The sequence below is a fragment of the Actinoalloteichus hoggarensis genome (genome assembly GCF_002234535.1).
GTDB classification, from domain to species: domain Bacteria; phylum Actinomycetota; class Actinomycetes; order Mycobacteriales; family Pseudonocardiaceae; genus Actinoalloteichus_A; species Actinoalloteichus_A hoggarensis.
The window spans coordinates 337,780-356,259 of the sequence record NZ_CP022521.1; the positions used below are offsets into that span (position 1 = coordinate 337,780).

The following is an 18,480-nucleotide window of genomic DNA, read 5'->3' on the forward strand; positions in this document are numbered from 1 at the left end:
CCGTGTACGACGGCGACATCGCTTCCGTGCTGATCACCGAACAGCAGATCCAGGAGAAGGTCACCGAGCTGGCCGCCGAGGTGGCCGCCGAGTATCAGCGTGAGGATCGGTCGGACGACCTCCTGCTGGTGGGTGTTCTCAAGGGCGCGGTGATGTTCATGACCGACCTGGCGCGGGCCCTCCCGATCCCCGCCCAGCTGGAGTTCATGGCCGTGAGCTCCTACGGCTCCGGGACCTCGTCCTCGGGGGTCGTGCGCATCCTCAAGGACCTCGACCGCGACATCACCGGTCGAGACGTGCTCATCGTCGAGGACATCATCGACTCGGGTCTCACCCTGTCGTGGCTGCTGAAGAACCTCGCCTCCCGATCGCCTCGGTCGCTGGAGGTGTGCACGCTGCTGCGCAAGCCGGACGCGGTCCAGGTCGACGTCCCCGTGCGCTTCGTGGGTTACGACATCCCGAACGAGTTCGTCGTGGGCTACGGCCTCGACTACGCCGAGCGCTACCGAGACCTGCCCTACGTGGGCACGTTGGAACCGCGCGTCTACTCCCGCTGACGCGCCCGTCGTGGGGCCTCGGGCAGCTGTCCGGGGCTACCCGCGCCGACCGTCCTCGACACCCCTCGATGTGACGTGCGGCGCTCGTCCGGAGGACATCGGGAACTTCTCCGGCCGCCCTGCGTTGAGCCTCCGTGAGTGAACAGCGTTCGGGGCGTCCGCCGTCGGTGGTCTCCCCCCGCCGCTCGGACGCAGTTGGTGAGGCGTCGGGCGGTACGCTGGTCGGAACGGGGTCCCCGTCATGTCGGCGGGTTGCCCACCCCATGTGTCTGATGGAGGGTCGAGGCCGAAAGGCGGCCGTAGCCGAATGGACCGTAAGCGCCTGCTCCGTAATCCGCTGCTCTGGATCATGGCAGTCCTGCTGCTGTGGCTGGGTCTCAGCGCCCTGTTCGACGACACCCGCGGGTACGAGCAGGTGCCGACGTCCACGGCCCTGGAACAGATCACCAGCGGCAATGTCCGCGAGGCCGTGCTGGAGGACCGCGAGCAGCAGCTCCGGTTGACCCTGGAGAACCCGCTCAACGGGAACACCCAGCTCATCAGCCAGTTCCCGGCCCAGGCGACCGATGACTTCACACAGGCGCTCATCGACGCCGACATCCCCGAGGACTGGGACACCACGGTCACCCAGGACTCGCTGCTCTTCCAGGTACTGATCTACCTGATCCCGCTCGGCCTGCTCCTGCTGCTGCTCATGTGGATGATGAACAGCTCCCAGGGCGGCGGAAACCGGGTCATGAACTTCGGCAAGTCCAAGGCCAAGCAGCTCAACAAGGACATGCCGCAGACCAGCTTCTCCGACGTGGCCGGTGCGCAGGAGGCCGTCGACGAGCTGTACGAGATCAAGGACTTCCTGCAGGCCCCCGGCAGGTATCAGGCCCTCGGCGCCAAGATTCCGAAGGGCGTGCTGCTCTACGGACCGCCCGGTACCGGCAAGACGCTGCTCGCCCGCGCGGTCGCGGGGGAGGCGGGCGTGCCGTTCTACTCCATCTCCGGTTCCGACTTCGTCGAGATGTTCGTCGGCGTCGGCGCCTCGCGAGTCCGCGACCTGTTCGAACAGGCCAAGCAGAACGCGCCCTGCATCATCTTCGTCGACGAGATCGACGCGGTGGGCAGGCAGCGCGGCGCGGGCCTCGGCGGCGGGCATGACGAGCGCGAGCAGACCCTGAACCAGCTGCTGGTCGAGATGGACGGCTTCGACTCGCGCGGCGGCATCATCCTGATCGCGGCCACCAACCGGCCGGACATCCTCGACCCGGCGTTGCTGCGTCCCGGCCGGTTCGACCGGCAGATCCCGGTCGCGGCGCCGGACATGGCGGGTCGCAAGGCGATCCTGAAGGTGCACTCCAAGGGCAAGCCGTTCGACTCCGACGTCGACCTCGACTCGCTGGCCAAGCGGACGGTCGGCATGTCGGGTGCGGACCTGGCCAACGTCATCAACGAGGCCGCGCTGCTGACCGCCCGGCAGAACGGGCAGCTCATCAACGGCGCGTCGTTGGAGGAGTCGGTCGACCGGGTCGTCGGCGGCCCCGCCCGCCGCAGCCGGGTGGTCTCCGAGAAGGAGAAGAAGCTCGTCGCCTACCACGAGGGCGGTCACGCGCTCGCGGCCTGGGCGATGCCTGATCTGGAGCCGGTCTACAAGCTGACGATCCTGCCGCGAGGCCGCACCGGCGGCCACGCGCTCGTGGTCCCCGAGGACGACAAGGAGCTGATGACGCGCTCCGAGATGATCGGCAGGCTGGTGTTCGCCCTCGGCGGACGCTCGGCCGAGGAGCTGGTCTTCCACGAGCCGACCACCGGCGCGTCCTCCGACATCGACCAGGCGACGAAGATCGCCAGGGCGATGGTCACCGAGTACGGCATGAGCGCACGCCTCGGCGCGGTGAAGTACGGCAAGGACGAGGGCGACCCGTTCCTGGGCCGGTCGATGGGCAGCCAGCCGAACTACTCGCTGGAGGCCGCGCACGAGATCGACAAGGAGGTGCGCGCGCTCATCGAGGCCGCGCACACCGAGGCGTGGGAGATCCTGCGGACCTACCGGGACGTCCTGGACGACCTGGTGCGGGAACTGCTCGAGAAGGAGACCCTGCAGCGTCGTGACCTCGAGCGGATCTTCGCGGGCGTGACCAAGCGGCCGAGGATCACCGCGTTCAACGACTTCGGCGGCCGGACGCCGTCGGACAAGCCGCCGATCATGAGCCCCGCCGAGCTGGCGAAGGAGCGCGGCGAGCCGTGGCCGCCGCTGGTCGAGGAGGCTCCGTCCCCGGTCGGCTCGGCACCCGGTGGCGGCGACCTGCCCGGCCATCCCCCCGGCGCGCATCCGGGGAACCGGCCGCCCGGTGAGGACGGCGACCGCGACGGGCTGCCGCCGCACGACCCGGGACCGCGCGGTCCTCATCCGGCCGAGCCGGAGAAGGATCCCGGCCCCGTGCAGTACCCGGTGCCCTCCGCCGCGGGCGCCCAGGAGATGAACCACAACGGCAACGGGGTGGGATCCGGCCCGCCGCACTACGGCGCACCGCCCGGATGGACGCCCGCGACCTCCCCGTCCGGGCCGCCGAGCTCGTGGACTCCGTCGTGGGAACGTCAGACCGGGCCCTCCTGGGAACGCCGGGACGAGACCGGCTCGACCACCGGGCCTGACGGCACGGAACGGATCAGCCGAGAGGATCTGAACAACAGCAGCCCGCCGCCCGAGGGCGACGAAAACCGGGGAGACGGCGGTGGTCGCTGACCCCGCCGATGCGGAGGACGCGATGACCGACCTGATCAGCCGACCGGAGCGGGGCGAGTCGGAGTCCGGCTCGCCCGCCCGGCCCGTGTTCGACAGGGCGCGGGCCGAGGCGGCGGTGCGGGAACTGTTGCTGGCCTGTGGCGAGGATCCGGATCGCGAGGGCCTCCAGGAGACTCCCGCCCGGGTCGCCAGGGCCTATCAGGAGATGTTCGCGGGCCTGTTCACCGACCCGGACGCCGTGCTGGACAAGACCTTCGACGAGGGGCACGACGAGCTGGTGCTCGTCAGCGACATCCCGGTCTACAGCTACTGCGAGCACCATCTGCTGCCGTTCCACGGCTCGGCCCATGTCGGATACATCCCGAACAAGGAGGGCCGGGTCACCGGGCTCTCCAAGCTGGCCAGGGTGGTCGACCTCTATGCGAGGCGTCCGCAGGTGCAGGAGCGGCTCACCTCACAGGTCGCCGACGCGCTGGTGCGCAAGCTCAACCCGCGCGGCGTCATCGTGGTGATGGAGGCCGAGCACCTGTGCATGTCGATGCGCGGGGTGCGTAAGCCGGGTGCACGCACGACCACCTCCGCCGTCCGGGGACTGCTGCGCTCCTCGCCGTCCTCGCGTGCCGAGGCCCTCGATCTGATCCGGAGGCAGTAGGCGTGCATCGGCTGCTTCCGGACCCCGGCCGCTGCACGGTGATGGGCGTACTCAACGTGACTCCCGACTCGTTCTCCGACGGCGGCCGATACCTGGACCGGGACGCGGCGGTGGCGCACGGCGTCGAGATGTTCCAGGCAGGTGCGGATCTGGTCGACGTCGGCGGCGAGTCCACCCGGCCCGGCTCGGACCGGGTTCCCGCGGAGGTGGAGCGCGACCGCGTGGTCCCCGTCATCGCGGAGCTGGCCTCGGCGGGGGTCCCGGTGAGTATCGACACCACCCGCTCCGCCGTGGCGGCGGCGGCGGTGGCCGCGGGCGCGATCCTGGTGAACGACGTGTCCGGCGGCCTGGCGGACGAGCGGATGGCGGCGGTGGTCGCGGATCTCGACGTGCCCTGGGTGTTGATGCACTGGCGCGGCCACAGCAGGCGGATGCAGGAGCTGGCCGTCTACGACGACGTCGTCGCCGAGGTGTGTCGGGAGCTGTCCGATCGAGTGGACGCGGCTCTGGCGGCCGGGGTGGCGGAGTCGGCCCTCGTCCTCGATCCCGGACTCGGCTTCGCCAAGACCGGCGCGCACAACTGGCGGCTCCTCGGCGGCCTGGACGACCTGCGTGCCCTGGGACCGCCGATCTTGATCGGGGCGTCGCGCAAGCGGTTCCTCGGCACGCTGCTCGCCGACGACTCGGGTCGTCCCCGGCCCGCCGACGGCCGTGAGGTGGCCGGGGCCGTCGTCGCGGCGCTGTCGGCGCGAGCCGGGGCCTGGGGCGTCCGGGTCCATGACGTGGTCAACTCCCTGGACGCGGTGAAGGTGGTCGCCGCATGGAACGAGGGGAGCAGCGAATGACCGACCGGATCGTGCTGACCGGGCTGCGGGTGAGCGGCAGGCACGGCGTCTTCGAGCATGAACGCCGGGACGGCCAGGAGTTCGTCGTCGACGTCACGGTGTGGATCGACACCGCCCGGGCGGCGCAGACCGACGATGTGATCGACACCGTGGACTACGGACTGCTCGCCCGCCGGGTGGCGGAGATCGTCGGCGGTGAACCGAGGAATCTGATCGAGACGGTCGCCACCGAGATCGCCGACTCCGTGCTCGCCGACGCGCGGGTGCATGCCGTCGAGGTGACGCTGCACAAGCCGGCCGCGCCCATCCCGCTGGACTTCGCCGACGTCGCGGTGACGGTGCGTCGGTCGCGGCGTGGGGCCAGGGGGCGGGCGGACTGATGAGCCGCGCGGTGCTCTCGCTCGGCTCGAATCTCGGCGACCGCCTCGCCATGCTGCGGCTCGCGGTGACCGGCCTGGGTTCCGTCGTCCGCGCGGTGTCGCCGGTCTACGAGACCGCCCCGTGGGGTGTGCTGGATCAGCCCGACTTCCTGAACGCCGTGGTGATCGTCGAGGCCCCCGACGTCGACGCCTGGGGCTGGCTGCGTCGGGGCCAGGCTCTGGAGTCCGAGTCGGGGCGGGTGCGGGAGGCCCGATGGGGGCCGCGCACGCTGGACGTCGACGTGGTGACCGTCGACGGGGTCCGGTCCGATGATCCTGAGCTGCTGCTGCCGCACCCCGGCACGGCGGACCGGGCGAGCGTCCTGGTGCCGTGGCGCGACGTGGAGCCCACCGCGGTGCTGCCTGGGCACGGGCCGATCGCGGCGTTGCTGGCGACACTGGACACGTCGGGGGTGCGTCGCCTGACGACGACGCTGCCCGGCGCGTCGACGAGCGCGGCAGACGGTGAGCGCGGCAGCGAGACCGGCCGCCGATGAGAAGGGGGCGTGGATGAGATTCACCCGATGGCGTGATCTCGCGGCGACCACGATCATCGTGGGGCTACTGGTCAACCTGGTCGTGCAGGTCTCGTACGGGTCGTGGCCGCCGCTGCCCTTGTTGGCGGGCAGCCCGCTGCTGGTGCTCGCCGCCGTCGAGACGGCGTTCGGCTTCTCGCTTCGGGCTCGGATCGGACGTCGTCGAAACGCCCCGCCGGTGGATGCGCTGGTCGCGGCCCGTGCGGTGGCGTTGGCCAAGGCGACGTCGTTGGCGGGCGCGGCGGTCCTGGGGGCCTGGCTGGGCGTCGCGGGGTATCTGCTGCCTCGCGTGGGCACCGTGGTCGCCGCGGGCGCCGACATGCGGTCGGCGGTGGCGGGCGTGCTCTCGGCCGCCGCCGCGGTCGGAGCGGGTCTGTGGTTGGAGCACTGCTGCCGTACACCGGAGGACTCCGACGACGACCCGAGGGACGACTGGGGAGACGACCGGACGAACGGCGCCCGAGGCTGACGTCGGCATCGTGGCCGGTGGCGGGCGCCCTGGGCAGCGGTCGTCGCCGCGCTGCCCGCCGCCGGAGGCCGCCGACCGGGTCGGCGTCGACGGGTTTCCGCCGGCCGGGTCGTCGAGGGTCCTGCATCGCCGCACCGCCCGCTGTTGACGGAACTCCTCCGGGCTTCGCGTCGATGGGCCATCGCCGACGGCCCGCTGCCCGGGCCCGACGTGGCCGGTGCGGGCGAGCCGAGCGCCCGGTCTGCGTCGATCGTCCCGTCGCACACCGCGTCGTCGACGCTCCGACATCGTGTCCCCGCCGGGCTCGGCGACGGCTGCTCGTCGGCGGCGCCCGGCCGCGCACTCGAGCTGTGTCTCCCCGGCGAGGGCGCTAGCGGCGTGACGATCGCCTCGTGGGGGTCCACTCCCGATCTTCGCCGAATGCCTGATACGGCCTGAGCTGGTCCACAACGGACCGGTGGAGGCCGCGACGGCGCCGGGGCGCGAGTTCGGCGCTGGTAGGGCGGGGTGCTGGTCGGAAGCGCCGGCGAGGAGGTCTCACTCCGATAACCGACGGGTACCGTATGGGCCATGGTCGGCTTGTCGGGTACGGATGGCGAGCGCCGTCGCATCGGCCGAGGAACCATGATCTGGGCGTTGGGGGCCGGCCTCGCGCTGATCGCCACGGTCGTCCTGATCCTCGGCGACGACGAGCGTCTGCTGCGGCTCGGCCTGCTGGCCGCCCTGTGGACCGCCCTGCTCGGAGCCTTCGCCGCCGCCCGCTACCGCAAGGACGCCGCCGCCCGCACGGGCGAGGCCGACCGCCTCCAGCAGATCTACGAACTCGAACTGGAACGAGAGATCTCGGCGCGCCGGGAGTACGAGCTGGAGGTGGAGGCCGAGACCCGCCGCCAGGTCGAGGACGAGGTGCGCGACGAGTCCAGGCAGGAGCTCGACGCCCTGCGCACCGAGTTGCGGACTCTGCGGGAGAACCTGGAGGCCCTGCTCGGCGGTGACGTCCTCGTCGAGCGCGTCGCGCTGCGAGCGGAGTCCACGCGACTGCGGTCGCTGTCGGATCAGTCGCGGGTCATCGCCGCGCACGACGACGAGGTCCGCAGCATCACCGCCGCCGGCTCCTCCTCGGTGGTCTCCGCGGAGGAGACGCAGATCATCGACGCGCTGGTCAGCATGGAGAACTCCGTCGCCGAGATGCGGTCCGGCGAGGGCCGGGGCGCGGGCGCGGCGTCGCGAGGCAGGACCGGCCGCACCGACCGCGCACATCCCGTCGAACAGTGGCGGGCGGGCGCGGGCGGGCCGCGGCGGGAGGACTCCGGACGGCAGGGCACCCGACGCCCGCCGCAGCGGGCGCAGGTTCCGCCGCAGCAGCGGCCGGGCCCGTCGCGGCCGCCCGAGGTGCCGGAGGAGACGAGCTCTCGCCCGAACCGGATGACGATCGACGCCGAGACCGTCGCGCCGCCGATGCCGGAGCGCCGGGAACCGCAGGTCGCGGCGGGGCGCAAGCCCGCAGCTCCACCACCCGTCCCGGGGCGCAGGCCCCCCGCCCCGGGACGCGATGCGCCGCCGCCCTCTCCGCCGCAGCGGGGGCCGCAGCCGCCGCCGTCTCAGGAGCCACCGGGCCGCCCGCCCCGGTCGGGCGGCCCCGCGAAGCGCCCCGCGCGGGAGGAGCCGACTCGGCAGATCGACCGGCCGCCCCGGCGGACACCCGCGCCGTCGCCGCCCATGCCGCCTCCCGAGGTGGTCGACGAGGCGGCGCTCCACACCGCGGTCGCCGGCTGGCAGCCCGAACCCGAGGTCGAGGCGGAGCAGGCCCCCACGGGTCGTCGGGCGGCGCGCGGCAGACGGGCGGCCCCCGACGACGATGCCGACGCGGGCGCACACGCCTCCGGGCGCTCGGTGAGCGAGCTGCTGGCGGCCTACGGCGACGAACAGCCGCGTCGGCACCGCCGCCGCGCCGAGTAGAGTCGCGGCCCGGCCGCACCGTGCTTGGGCCGCCCGAACCGCCGGTGATGCGGCGGTTCCTCGGCGGGAGACCGACACCTGCGGTCGACCGGTGTGCGCTGATGCACGGTCGCGAGAACGGCAGGTGCCGGGCCGGTTCGTCGGCGACCTCGACGCTGCCCGGCGGGCGTGGTGGTGATCGACACCGGGGTCGGTCGGCCGCGTCGTCCTGGGCATGGTGAGGCCGTGGGAGCTGGTCGGCGTGGTTCCCGACGGATCTCGGGGAGGCCCTCGATCCCGTCGATCCGCGAACGGAGCAGCCGATGCCGCCGACTGCCTCGACCGTCACCGCCAAGTCGGTGACGAGACCTCGTCGGTCGCGGCCACCCTCGGTGGCGGTCACGGCCGATCGGGCTGTTTCGCTCGGCGATCGGTGCTGATCGCGGCCCGGGCGCCCGCTCCTCTCGATACTGGAGGGCGGGCCGTGCTCGGCGTGGCGGTCCGTCTCGTACCGGTGCCGGGCGACCTCGCCCGAGTCGTCACGGGGAGGACCGATGTCGGAACCGGGCTCGATCACCGGCTGCTCGACACCGTGGGAGCCCGCGGGCTCATCGCCGAGAGCAGGGACGGACGACGCGGTGACACGGTACGGCGGGCCGTCGGCGACGACGGGCGGGCCGGGCGGTGACGATCGTCCGCGGACGGCGGGGTGCTCGCAGGCAGGCGGGGACAGCGCGGCGCCCGGCGACACCAACTCGATCGGCGCATGGGGAGCCGACCGCATTCCGGCGGCTCGTGTCGGGCTCGACGGCCTGCGGTGTCGGTCGCATTCTGACCAGCCGCGCTCCCGACAGGGCCTGGCAGGCGGGCCGGACACGGCGGCGGTCAGGACGGGGCGTCATCGGACCGCGTGGGATCAGCTCGACGAGCGAAGACCGGGCGGATCGCATCGGCCGCGCCCACCGCAGGGGACTCGGCGACGCCGGCCTGCGGGCGCCGAGGCTGCCGGAACCCGGTGGAGCGATCACCGCTCGGGTGATGAGCAGGTCGGCGCGAAATCGCCCGATCGGGGCTCGCTCGACCCGGCGCCGCCCGACCTGTCGAGACCGGTGCGCGTCGTCGCCGTCCTGCTGGCCTGCCTCGCCGCCGCCGTCCTGGCCGCCACGGCTCTGGTCCTGGGATGGCTGTGGCTCGACGAGGTCGTCGTCTCGCCACCCGGCGTGCTCTTCTTCGGTCTGCTGGCGGTCGTCCCCACGGCGGGCGGCGCGCTGCTCGGGACGGCGGCGCACGCCGTCTGGCGGGGTCGGCACTGGGGGTTGAACCTCTCGGCGGCCGTGTGCGTGCTGGTGGTGATCGGCGCGGTGTTCCTGGCCGCCGACTTCGTGTATCGCTCCGTCGTCGGACTGACGATCGATCCGGCCTCCTGGTGGCTGCTGGCCGTTCTCCTCGCGGTGATCGTCGCCGCCCTCCTCGCCGCCGTCGGGCTACGGCGGCTGCGTCACGCTCTGTCGACATCCGACACCCAGCGTCGTGGGCGCCCGTGGAGGTCCGCACGCTGATCGCGGCGAACTCCACTCGTCCGGCGGTCACCCGCTTCTCGAACAGGCCGAGTGAGGCGTTCCGCTCTTACAGTCACCAACTGTGACCTGCGAATCCTCGTCCACGTCACCGGGGCTGACACGCTCGCAGGAGGGCAGGCGGCGGGGCCTCGTCTGGCCGGTGACCGGCCTGGTGGTGTTGGGGCTGTGCGGCCTGGTGCTGCTCGGCGTGACGCACGCGCGCGTGGGCGCGACGGCGATGCTGGTCGGCGCGACCGCCGCCCTGCTGCCGCTCGGTCCGGTGATCGCGACCATCCTCTGGGTGGACCGCTGGGAGCCGGAGCCGCCGAGGCTGCTGCTCACCGCGTTCCTCTGGGGAGCCTGCGGCGCGACCATCGCGGCTCTGCTGATCAACGACACCGCGCAGGTCGTCGGAGAGGCACTGCTGGGCGCGGGCGGTGGCGACATCGCCGCCGCCCTCGTCTCGGCACCGTTGTTCGAGGAGGCGGCCAAGGGGCTGTTCGTGCTCGGCGTCTACCTCCGCCGACGACAGGAGTTCGACGGCATCGTGGACGGCATCGTCTACGCGGGGATGACCGGAGTCGGCTTCGCCTTCACCGAGAACATCACCTACTTCGGGCTCGCCTACGTACAGGACGGCTTCGGCGATGCCACCAGCGGAGTGATCGCGGTGTTCATCCTCCGCGGCGTCCTCTCGCCGTTCACCCATCCGCTGTTCGGCGCGATGTTCGGCATCGGGCTCGGCATCGCCGCGAGCACCGCCCGTCGCTCCTCGCGAGTCACGGCTCCAGTGCTCGGCTATCTGGCCGGAGTCCTGCTGCACGCCCTCTGGAACGGAGCCGCGGTACTGGGCGGTGGCCGGGTCTTCATCAACGTCTACTTCCTGGTGATGGTGCCGATCTTCCTGACCACCGTCGCCCTGGTGCTGTGGCAGCGTCGCCGAGAACAGCGGATCGTGGTGGCCCAGCTGCCCGGCTTCGCCGCGGAGGGCTGGATCGCGGCGAGCGAGATCGCCCTGCTCGCCAGCCTCACGGGCCGCAAGGGGTGGCGCCGGGCCGTCCGGCGTCGTCGGGGTGAGTCCGCGGCCAGGGCCGTGGCCGACTACCAGGCCGCCGTCACCGAACTGGCCTTCCTCCGAGACCGGACGGCCCGGGGCAGGCCCTCGCGGGCGGCGACGGCCCGGCTTCGGGCCGCCGTCGAGCACCTGCTGCGCTGCCGAGCGACCGTTCGTCGGTCCCCCGAGGCATGGGACGTCGCCGCCCGGAACATCACGGGCATCCGCAGGGCGGCCCGCCCGCGCCGTCGTGTCGAGCCTCGGGTTCTCCCACCGGGAGGCCGGATCGACGATCGCCAGGACTCCAGGGCGCCCTCGGCCCCCGTACCGACCGAGGTCCCCCGCCCCACGCGGGTCGCCGAGGCAGGGTGGTCGGCCGGCGAGACCGACGGGCCGCCGTCGTCGCGACCCGGCATACCGACGCAGCCGAGGGCGGATCAGCCGAGGCGGAGCGCACCGCACCCTGCGTCGGCCGAGGAGGCTCCCGTCGACACCAGGCCGGGGGGCACGCCGGTCCGAGCCGCGAGCCGCGGGCGCCCGCTCCCGGGCGAGCGCGGCGGCCCCGGCTCCACCGCGCCGCTGCCCAGGACGCCTGCCGCCGCGATCACCGCCGAGGACACCACACCCCTGCCCGTCCTCACGACCACGGACGCGGCCTCGGCGGACACCGTCGTCATACCGGTCCTCCGGTCACCGGCGGCGGCGAGCCCGGCCGATCCGCCGAGCCCCCGCCCCGCCGAGTCCTGAGCCGATCCACGGCGAGGCTCTAGGCGGCGGCGAGGCGGTGAACCTGCTCACCTGAGCACGGCGCGGGCGCCCGCTGCCCGATACGCTCGCCGCCGTCCGGTACCCGCAGGGCGAACGGCGGGACCGGAACAGTCGGAACGGAGTCGCCACCCACATGATCGACACCACGCACGTGCGTCCTGCCAGGCTCGCCGTCGGCGTCATCTCCGCGGGCCGGGTGGGCGCGGTGCTGGGCGCCTCGCTGGCCCGGGCCGGGCACGTCGTGGTCGCGGCGTCGGCCGTCTCCCGAGCCTCGCTGCGGCGCGCCGAGGAACTACTGCCCGGCGTTCCGGTGCTGCCTCCCGACGAGGTGGCCGCGATGGCGGACCTGGTGCTGCTGGCGGTGCCGGACGACGTGCTTCCCGGCCTGGTCAGCGGTCTGATCGCGACCGGGTCGCTGCGGCCGGGCCAGATCGTCGCGCACACTTCGGGCGCCCACGGGGTGGCGGTGCTGGCCGAGGCCGCCCGGATCGGGGCCCTCCCGCTGGCCCTGCACCCGGTGATGACCTTCACCGGCCGCGGTGAAGACCTGGTCCGCCTGGCCGCCTGCTGTATCGGGATCACCGCGACGGGCGATCGCGACTCGCCTGCCGATCCGGGCTGGAGCGTCGGCGAGGCGCTGGTGGTGGAGATCGGCGCGGACCCGGTGTTCGTCCCGGAGGCCGCCCGCCCGCTGTATCACGCGGCCCTCGCACACGGGGCCAATCACCTGGCCACCCTGATCACCGAATGCGTCAGCCTGCTCTCGGCCGCCGGTATCGCCGAGCCGGAACGGCTGCTGGGCCCGCTGTGCGGGGCGGCGTTGGACAACGCGCTGCGACACGGCGACCGGGCACTCACCGGTCCGGTGGCCAGGGGCGACCTGAGCACGCTGCGTGCCCACCTCGACGTCCTCGGCGCGAGTGCCCCCGAGGTGCTGCCGAGCTACCGCGTGCTCGCGGCCCGCACGGCCGACCGGGCCCGCGCGGCCGGGGTGCTCCCCGAGTCCGCCGCCGCCGAGGTCGACGACCTGCTCGACGAGGAGAACCGATGACCGACGCCGAGACCGCTCTCTTCGTGCCCGGCGGCACCACGGTGCACGACGACCCCGGCCGACTCGCCAGGGTGACGCGGGCGCTGCGCGCCACCGGCCGCAAGATCGTCCTCGTGCCGACGATGGGTGCCCTGCACCGCGGACACCGCGAGCTGATCCGACGCGCTCGTCGGATTCCGAACACCGTGGTGGTCGTCTCGATCTTCGTCAACCCTCGCCAGTTCGGCGCGGGCGAGGACTTCACCCGGTATCCGAGGGACCTGGACGTCGACGTCGCCGTCTGCCGAGAGGAACAGGCCGCGCTCGTGTTCGCCCCCGGCGTCGAGCAGATGTACGCGGCGGGCGCCTCGGTGGCGGTGACAGCGGGCCCGTCGGGTGCCGAGCTGGAGGGCGCCAGCAGACCCGGCCACTTCGACGGGGTGCTGACCGTGGTCGCGAAACTGCTCAACATCGTCCGGCCCGACTACGCGGTCTTCGGCGAGAAGGATTACCAGCAGCTCGTGCTGCTGAGGCGGATGGCACGGGAGCTGAACTTCGACGCCTCGATCGTGGGCATCCCCACCATCCGCGAGCATGACGGCCTGGCCTTGTCCTCGCGCAACGTCTACCTGGACGACGACCAGCGCGCCGCCGCCGTAGCCCTGTCCGCCGCGCTCGCGGCCGGGGCGCACGCCGGGGCCGGGGGCGCCGACGCGGTGCTGGCCGCCGCCCGGGCCGTGCTCGCCAGTGAGCCTGCTCTCGACCTGGACTACCTGGAGCTGCGTGACGTTGAACTGAATGCCGCTCCCGAACAGGGCGACGCGCGACTGCTGGTCGCGGCGCGGCTCGGCGGCGTCCGACTGATCGACAACACGGCCGTCCGCCTCGGGGAGCCCGACACGGCGGCAGGCCCGGCCCCGGACGAGGCGGCATCCGCCCCGGCGGGCGCGTGAGAGTCCACCGGTCACCGCGCCCCTCGCGGGCGCGCCGCAGAGGGGAGAGCAGATGTTGCGGACGATGCTCAAGTCGAAGATCCACCGCGCCACCGTCACACAGGCGGACCTGCACTACGTCGGCTCGGTCACCGTCGACGAGGATCTGATGGACGCCGCCGATCTGTTGGCGGGCGAGCAGGTCGCCATCGTCGACGTCACCAACGGCGCGCGGCTGGAGACCTACGTCATCCCCGGCGAGCGGGGGAGCGGGGTGTTAGGGATCAACGGCGCGGCGGCGCATCTGGTCCATCCCGGCGATCTGGTGATCCTCATCGCCTACGGGCTGATGGACGCGGCGGAGATCCGCGAGCATCGGCCGTCGGTGATCTTCGTCGACTCGGACAACCGTGTGATCAGCCGCGACGCCGATCCGGGGGCGGCTCCGGCGGGTTCCGGACTGACCTCGGGCTCGGCCGTCGCACGCCCTTCGGGCGCCGACCAGGCCGTTGAGGACCGCGCGACCCAGGCGGAGACCGACGACGCGGCCCGACTGGACGCGCTGCTGCAGTCCGAACGCTGAACCGGCCGCGCGGCCGGTACCCATACGAAGGGAAGGACGTCCGGTGCTGCTCGCCATCGACGTCGGGAACACCAACATCGTCCTCGGCCTGTACGCGGGTGAGGGAGAGGACGCTCGACTCGTCCGGGACTGGCGGATGCGCACCGACGCCAGGGCCACCGCCGACGAGCTCGCCCTGACCATGCGCGGGCTGCTCGGCGAGCACGCCGACCGGATCACGGGGATCTCGGCGTTGTCGACGGTCCCGGCGGTGTTGCGCGAGCTGCGGGTGATGCTCGGTCGCTATTACGCCGACGTGCCGACGTTGATCGTGCAGCCGGGAGTGCGCACCGGGGTCCCGCTGCTGGTGGACAACCCCAAGGAGGTCGGCGGCGACCGGGTCGTCAACACGCTGGCGGCCCATCATCTGTTCGGCACGGCGTGCGTGGTCGTCGACTTCGGGACCTCCACGAACATCGACGTGATCTCCGCCAAGGGCGAGTTCCTCGGCGGCGTGTTCGCGCCCGGCATCGAGATCTCGGTGGACGCGCTCGCGTCACGGGCGGCCCAGCTGCGCAAGGTCGAGCTGATGCGGCCGCGCAACGTGATCGGCAAGAACACCGTGGAGTGCCTGCAGGCAGGCATCCTCTACGGCTTCGCGGGCCAGGTGGACGGACTGGTGCGACGGATCAAAGCGGAGCTGGCCGCGACGGAGCGCGGGCCGATCACCGTGCTCGCCACCGGCGGCCTCGCGCCGCTGGTCTTGGGCGAGTCGGAGACGATCGCCGAGCACGTGCCCGACCTGACGTTGACCGGGCTGCGGCTGGTCTATGAGCGCAACGTGGCCTGAGCCCTTCCGGTCCGCGCACCGTCGAGGGCCGCCTGGACGGGGGCCGCTCGACGGGGGCGTGGCCCCGCAGGACGCCCAACCCGTCGATTCGACGTGCCTGCCGGACGCCTACGCTGTGTCTCCGTGAACGCGATTCCGGAGAACGACGCCACGACCAGCGAGGACACCCTTCCCGAGCAGATGCGTATCCGTCGGGAGAAGCGGTCGCGGTTGCTCGAATCCGGCACGGAACCGTATCCGGTGGTGCTTCCGGTCACACACGCCATCGCGGACATCCGGACGCGGCACGCCGGACTGGAGCCGGACACCGCCACCGGCGAGATCGTCGGCATCGCGGGCCGGGTGATGTTCCTGCGGAACACCGGAAAGCTGTGTTTCGCGACCTTGCGTTCCGGCGACGGCACCGAACTCCAGGCGATGCTGAGTCTCGGGCAGGTCGGCGCGGAGGCATTGGCGGCATGGAAGGCGGATGTCGATCTGGGCGACCATGTCTTCGTGCACGGCGAGGTCATCACGTCTCGGCGTGGCGAGCTGTCGGTGATGGCCGATGAATGGCGACTCGGCGCGAAGGCACTGCGACCGCTGCCGGTCGTGCACAAGGATCTCGGCGAGGAGACCCGGGTCCGACAGCGTTACGTCGACCTGATCGTCCGGCCGCAGGCTCGGCGCATCGTCGAGATCCGGGCCGCCGTCGTGCGCTCGCTGCGGGAGTCGTTCCATCGGCACGGTTACACCGAGGTCGAGACGCCGATGTTGCAGACCCTCTACGGCGGTGCGGCGGCTCGTCCCTTCCAGACACACTCGAATGCCTTCGACATCGACCTCTACCTGCGAATCGCGCCGGAGCTGTATCTCAAGCGCTGCGTGGTGGGCGGAATCGAGCGGGTCTTCGAGATCAATAGGAACTTCCGGAACGAGGGCAGTGACTCGTCTCACTCTCCTGAATTCGCCATGACCGAGTTCTACCAGGCGTATAGCGACTACCACGACATGGCGAGGCTGACCAGGGAACTCATCCAGGATGCGGCTCGGGCGGCCTGTGGTGGCGAGGTCGTCACGTTGACCGACGGCAGCGAGTACGACCTGTCCGGAGAATGGACCTGGCTCAGCATGTACGGGTCGCTCTCCGAGGCTCTCGGGGAAGAGGTGACTCCGGACACGTCGGTGGCACGGTTGCGCGAGCGGGCGGCCGAGCGGGATCTGGAAGTCCATCCGGGGTACGGACACGGCAAGCTGGTCGAGGAGCTGTGGGAGCACCTGATCGGCGATCACCTTCACGAACCCACCTTCGTGAAGGATTTCCCCATCGAGACGTCCCCCTTGACTCGGCAGCACCGCACCGATCCCGGCGTCGCCGAGAAGTGGGATCTGTATATCCGGGGCTTCGAGCTCGCCACCGGCTACTCGGAACTCGTCGACCCGGTCGTCGAGCGGGAACGACTGGAGGCGCAGGCCCTGCTCGCAGCGGGCGGCGATGTCGAGGCCATGCGGCTGGATGAGGACTTCCTGCGGGCGCTGGAGTACGGAATGCCCCCGACCGGCGGCGTCGGAATGGGCGTCGACCGTTTGTTGATGGCGTTGACCGGCGCCGGAATCCGGGAGACGATCCTGTTTCCGCTGGTCCGTCCGGAATGAGCTGCCGCCGATCGGCGCCTGTGGGCGCCGATCGGCGGGTCGACTGCATAGCGTTCTTGGAATCAAGGGTGACCAGAACCATTTCTGCGGTAATATCGGCCGAAATGAGGCGCGTGGGCAGCCTCGGCAGATCTTTTCAGTGGAAGGGCATGGGTCATGGCACAGAAGGTCACGGTCACACTGGTCGATGACTTGGACGGTTCCAAGGCAGACGAGACGGTCGAGTTCACTTTCGATGGAGCCGCTTACCAGATCGATCTATCTGCGGCGAATGCCGGGGCGCTGCGCGACGCCCTCGCCGGTTTCGTCGGACATGCGCGCCGTTCCGGCGGGCGCAAGCGCAACGTGCGGCCCGGTGCCCGCCCGGACGGCGTCGGCACCGCGGCGAGCGACCGCGAGCAGAACCAGGCGATCCGCGAGTGGGCGCGCAAGCGCGGCATGAAGGTGTCGGACCGGGGTCGCATCCCGGCCGAGGTCATCGACGCCTACCACGAGGCGAACTGACGGACCCGGCCGTTCGGACACCGCGGTTCGGGGCTCGACGCTCATCGCGGTGACGGGCGATCGGCGGTGACGTGCCGCAGGGGTCGCGGGCGGGCGTCGGACGGGGACCATGGGCAGCCCCGTGCGGCGGCCTGCCTGTTCGCCGTCGAAGCGCCGCGTCGCCGACGTCGAGGCACACGGGGCGGGCACGTCGGCGGAGTCCCGTGAGATCGCCGGACTCCGCCGGTCAGCCGCCCGTCTCGCGCACCCGCCGGGCGCGCTCCTCGGTGCCGACGCGCGGGCACGTGGTGCAGGCCTGTGGCGAACCGGGCAGGGCGTAGTGGAAGCAGCAGCTCTCGCGACGCCGGGTCCAGCGGTCCCCGCCGTCGGGTCCGGGGACGCGGTACATCGTCGAGAGCGCGGTGAAGGGCTCGGCCTCGGTGCCGAAGACGAGGGCGGCGTCGGCGACGCCGCCGTCCTCGTCGCCGCACATCTGTCCGCTCAGCCACAGTGTGGTGTCGAGCACGTCGGTCGCGGCGGCCCAGAGCATTCGTCTGCCCAGGCGGGTGCCGGGAGCGTAGGCCGCCACGAAGCGCGCGGCGTGCCCGGCGAACCTGGCGCGCAGCAGCGTGGCCAGGGCCTGCTCGTCGCCCACGACGGTGGCCGCCGGATGGTCGGAGTCCGGGTCGTCGGGGAGACAGGCGAAGTCCCGGCCGGTCAGCGCGATGCCGTCGAGGTGCGGGCGGCCCGCGGCCATCCGGAACGCGGTGTGCTCGGGGCGTAGCGACGGCACGCGACGCGCCGTGTGGAACAGCAGCGCGCCGAGGTAGCCGGGGACGCTGAGATACCAGGACATGACGTAGCCGGCGGTGGTCCGCTCGGGGGCGGCGCCGTAGTTCTCGATGAGCCAGCCGCCCAGAACATCACGCCATCGAGTGAACGCTGTGGGATCGTCGAGCAGCGAGGAGCAGCGGGACCAGTCCGTCCCGATCGAGGCGTCGCCGTGGCGGGCCTCCAGCCATGGCGGCAGGTCGAGCCGCGCGATCGACTCGGCCAACGGCGATGGCGCGCCGTCGTCCCCCGCGGGGCCGCGCGGTGCCGACCTGCGGAAGGCTGTCGTCATCGGTCTGTTCCCGGGCCTGTGTCTGCGGCGCTGATCGGCACGATGTCTCACCTTCGTCACGGGACGACGGCGTGGGGCTCCGCGTCGTCGGCGGGTCATGTCAGGCTTGCCTAAGCTTATCTGGTGGCGCGCCGCGGGCTCCGGGACGGGAGACGACCGACGGGGACCCGCAGCCCCGACACGAAGCGTGTTCGCTCTCAGCGGACATCGCCCCTGCGGGGGCCTGACCAGGAATGGGGCCGGGTCACCCTGCGTTGTGCGGGGGGCGAGTGCTACAGAACGGCCCATGAGAAGCCGACACGGACTCGATGTCACGGTAATGCCGACTACAGTG

General features: G+C 72.0%; 17 protein-coding genes. 16 read left to right on the forward strand and 1 reads right to left on the reverse strand.

The window, feature by feature from the left end:
* Positions 1-2: 2 nt before the first annotated feature.
* From hpt to AHOG_RS01605, 16 genes are all read left to right on the forward strand, one after another.
* Entirely contained in the window at positions 3-557 is a 555-nt protein-coding gene (hpt, locus tag AHOG_RS01525; protein ID WP_093939766.1) for a hypoxanthine phosphoribosyltransferase, read from the forward strand.
* Between the two features lie 307 nt (positions 558-864).
* Positions 865-3,291, forward strand: a complete 2,427-nt coding sequence (gene ftsH / locus AHOG_RS01530; protein WP_093939767.1) for an ATP-dependent zinc metalloprotease FtsH — start codon at positions 865-867, stop codon at positions 3,289-3,291.
* 22 nt (positions 3,292-3,313) lie between these two features.
* A complete protein-coding gene (folE, locus tag AHOG_RS01535; protein ID WP_093944054.1) occupies positions 3,314-3,943 on the forward strand; it encodes a GTP cyclohydrolase I FolE in 630 nt (209 codons plus the stop codon).
* Between the two features lie 2 nt (positions 3,944-3,945).
* Positions 3,946-4,788, forward strand: coding sequence for a dihydropteroate synthase (gene folP, locus AHOG_RS01540; RefSeq protein ID WP_446471723.1), 843 nt, complete (start codon positions 3,946-3,948; stop codon positions 4,786-4,788).
* Positions 4,785-5,168: a dihydroneopterin aldolase gene (gene folB / locus AHOG_RS01545; protein ID WP_093939768.1), complete on the forward strand. Its 384-nt coding sequence runs from the start codon at positions 4,785-4,787 to the stop codon at positions 5,166-5,168. Before folP ends, folB begins: the two co-directional genes overlap by 4 nt.
* On the forward strand, positions 5,168-5,704 hold the full coding sequence (gene folK / locus AHOG_RS01550; protein WP_093939769.1) for a 2-amino-4-hydroxy-6-hydroxymethyldihydropteridine diphosphokinase: 537 nt from the start codon (positions 5,168-5,170) through the stop codon (positions 5,702-5,704). The genes folB and folK overlap by 1 nt, the downstream gene beginning before the upstream one ends.
* A 13-nt stretch (positions 5,705-5,717) precedes the next feature.
* The gene (locus AHOG_RS01555; protein WP_093944056.1) at positions 5,718-6,212 is read left to right on the forward strand and encodes a DUF3180 domain-containing protein; all 495 of its coding nucleotides are present in this window, start codon (positions 5,718-5,720) and stop codon (positions 6,210-6,212) included.
* Between the two features lie 570 nt (positions 6,213-6,782).
* On the forward strand, positions 6,783-8,171 hold the full coding sequence (locus tag AHOG_RS01560; protein WP_093939770.1) for a DUF6779 domain-containing protein: 1,389 nt from the start codon (positions 6,783-6,785) through the stop codon (positions 8,169-8,171).
* A 1,088-nt stretch (positions 8,172-9,259) separates the two neighbouring features.
* Positions 9,260-9,709 (forward strand): hypothetical protein, encoded by a 450-nt coding sequence (locus AHOG_RS28185; protein WP_157736577.1) that lies wholly within the window; start codon positions 9,260-9,262, stop codon positions 9,707-9,709.
* An 82-nt stretch (positions 9,710-9,791) separates the two neighbouring features.
* Positions 9,792-11,510 (forward strand): PrsW family intramembrane metalloprotease, encoded by a 1,719-nt coding sequence (locus AHOG_RS01575; protein WP_245856505.1) that lies wholly within the window; start codon positions 9,792-9,794, stop codon positions 11,508-11,510.
* A 154-nt stretch (positions 11,511-11,664) separates the two neighbouring features.
* Entirely contained in the window at positions 11,665-12,582 is a 918-nt protein-coding gene (locus AHOG_RS01580) for a Rossmann-like and DUF2520 domain-containing protein (protein ID WP_093939773.1), read from the forward strand.
* The gene (panC, locus tag AHOG_RS01585) at positions 12,579-13,514 is read left to right on the forward strand and encodes a pantoate--beta-alanine ligase (protein ID WP_093939774.1); all 936 of its coding nucleotides are present in this window, start codon (positions 12,579-12,581) and stop codon (positions 13,512-13,514) included. The genes AHOG_RS01580 and panC overlap by 4 nt, the downstream gene beginning before the upstream one ends.
* 52 nt (positions 13,515-13,566) lie before the next feature.
* The gene (panD, locus tag AHOG_RS01590; RefSeq protein ID WP_093939775.1) at positions 13,567-14,076 is read left to right on the forward strand and encodes an aspartate 1-decarboxylase; all 510 of its coding nucleotides are present in this window, start codon (positions 13,567-13,569) and stop codon (positions 14,074-14,076) included.
* A gap of 43 nt (positions 14,077-14,119) precedes the next feature.
* Positions 14,120-14,905 (forward strand): type III pantothenate kinase, encoded by a 786-nt coding sequence (locus AHOG_RS01595; protein ID WP_093939776.1) that lies wholly within the window; start codon positions 14,120-14,122, stop codon positions 14,903-14,905.
* A 180-nt stretch (positions 14,906-15,085) separates the two neighbouring features.
* Positions 15,086-16,540, forward strand: coding sequence for a lysine--tRNA ligase (lysS, locus tag AHOG_RS01600; RefSeq protein WP_093944058.1), 1,455 nt, complete (start codon positions 15,086-15,088; stop codon positions 16,538-16,540).
* A 156-nt stretch (positions 16,541-16,696) separates the two neighbouring features.
* Positions 16,697-17,044, forward strand: coding sequence for a histone-like nucleoid-structuring protein Lsr2 (locus AHOG_RS01605; RefSeq protein ID WP_093939777.1), 348 nt, complete (start codon positions 16,697-16,699; stop codon positions 17,042-17,044).
* A gap of 226 nt (positions 17,045-17,270) precedes the next feature.
* On the opposite strand, the gene AHOG_RS01610 is transcribed toward AHOG_RS01605, so the two are convergent.
* The gene (locus AHOG_RS01610) at positions 17,271-18,146 is read right to left on the reverse strand and encodes a (2Fe-2S)-binding protein (protein ID WP_093939778.1); all 876 of its coding nucleotides are present in this window, start codon (positions 18,144-18,146) and stop codon (positions 17,271-17,273) included.
* Positions 18,147-18,480: the final 334 nt, after the last annotated feature.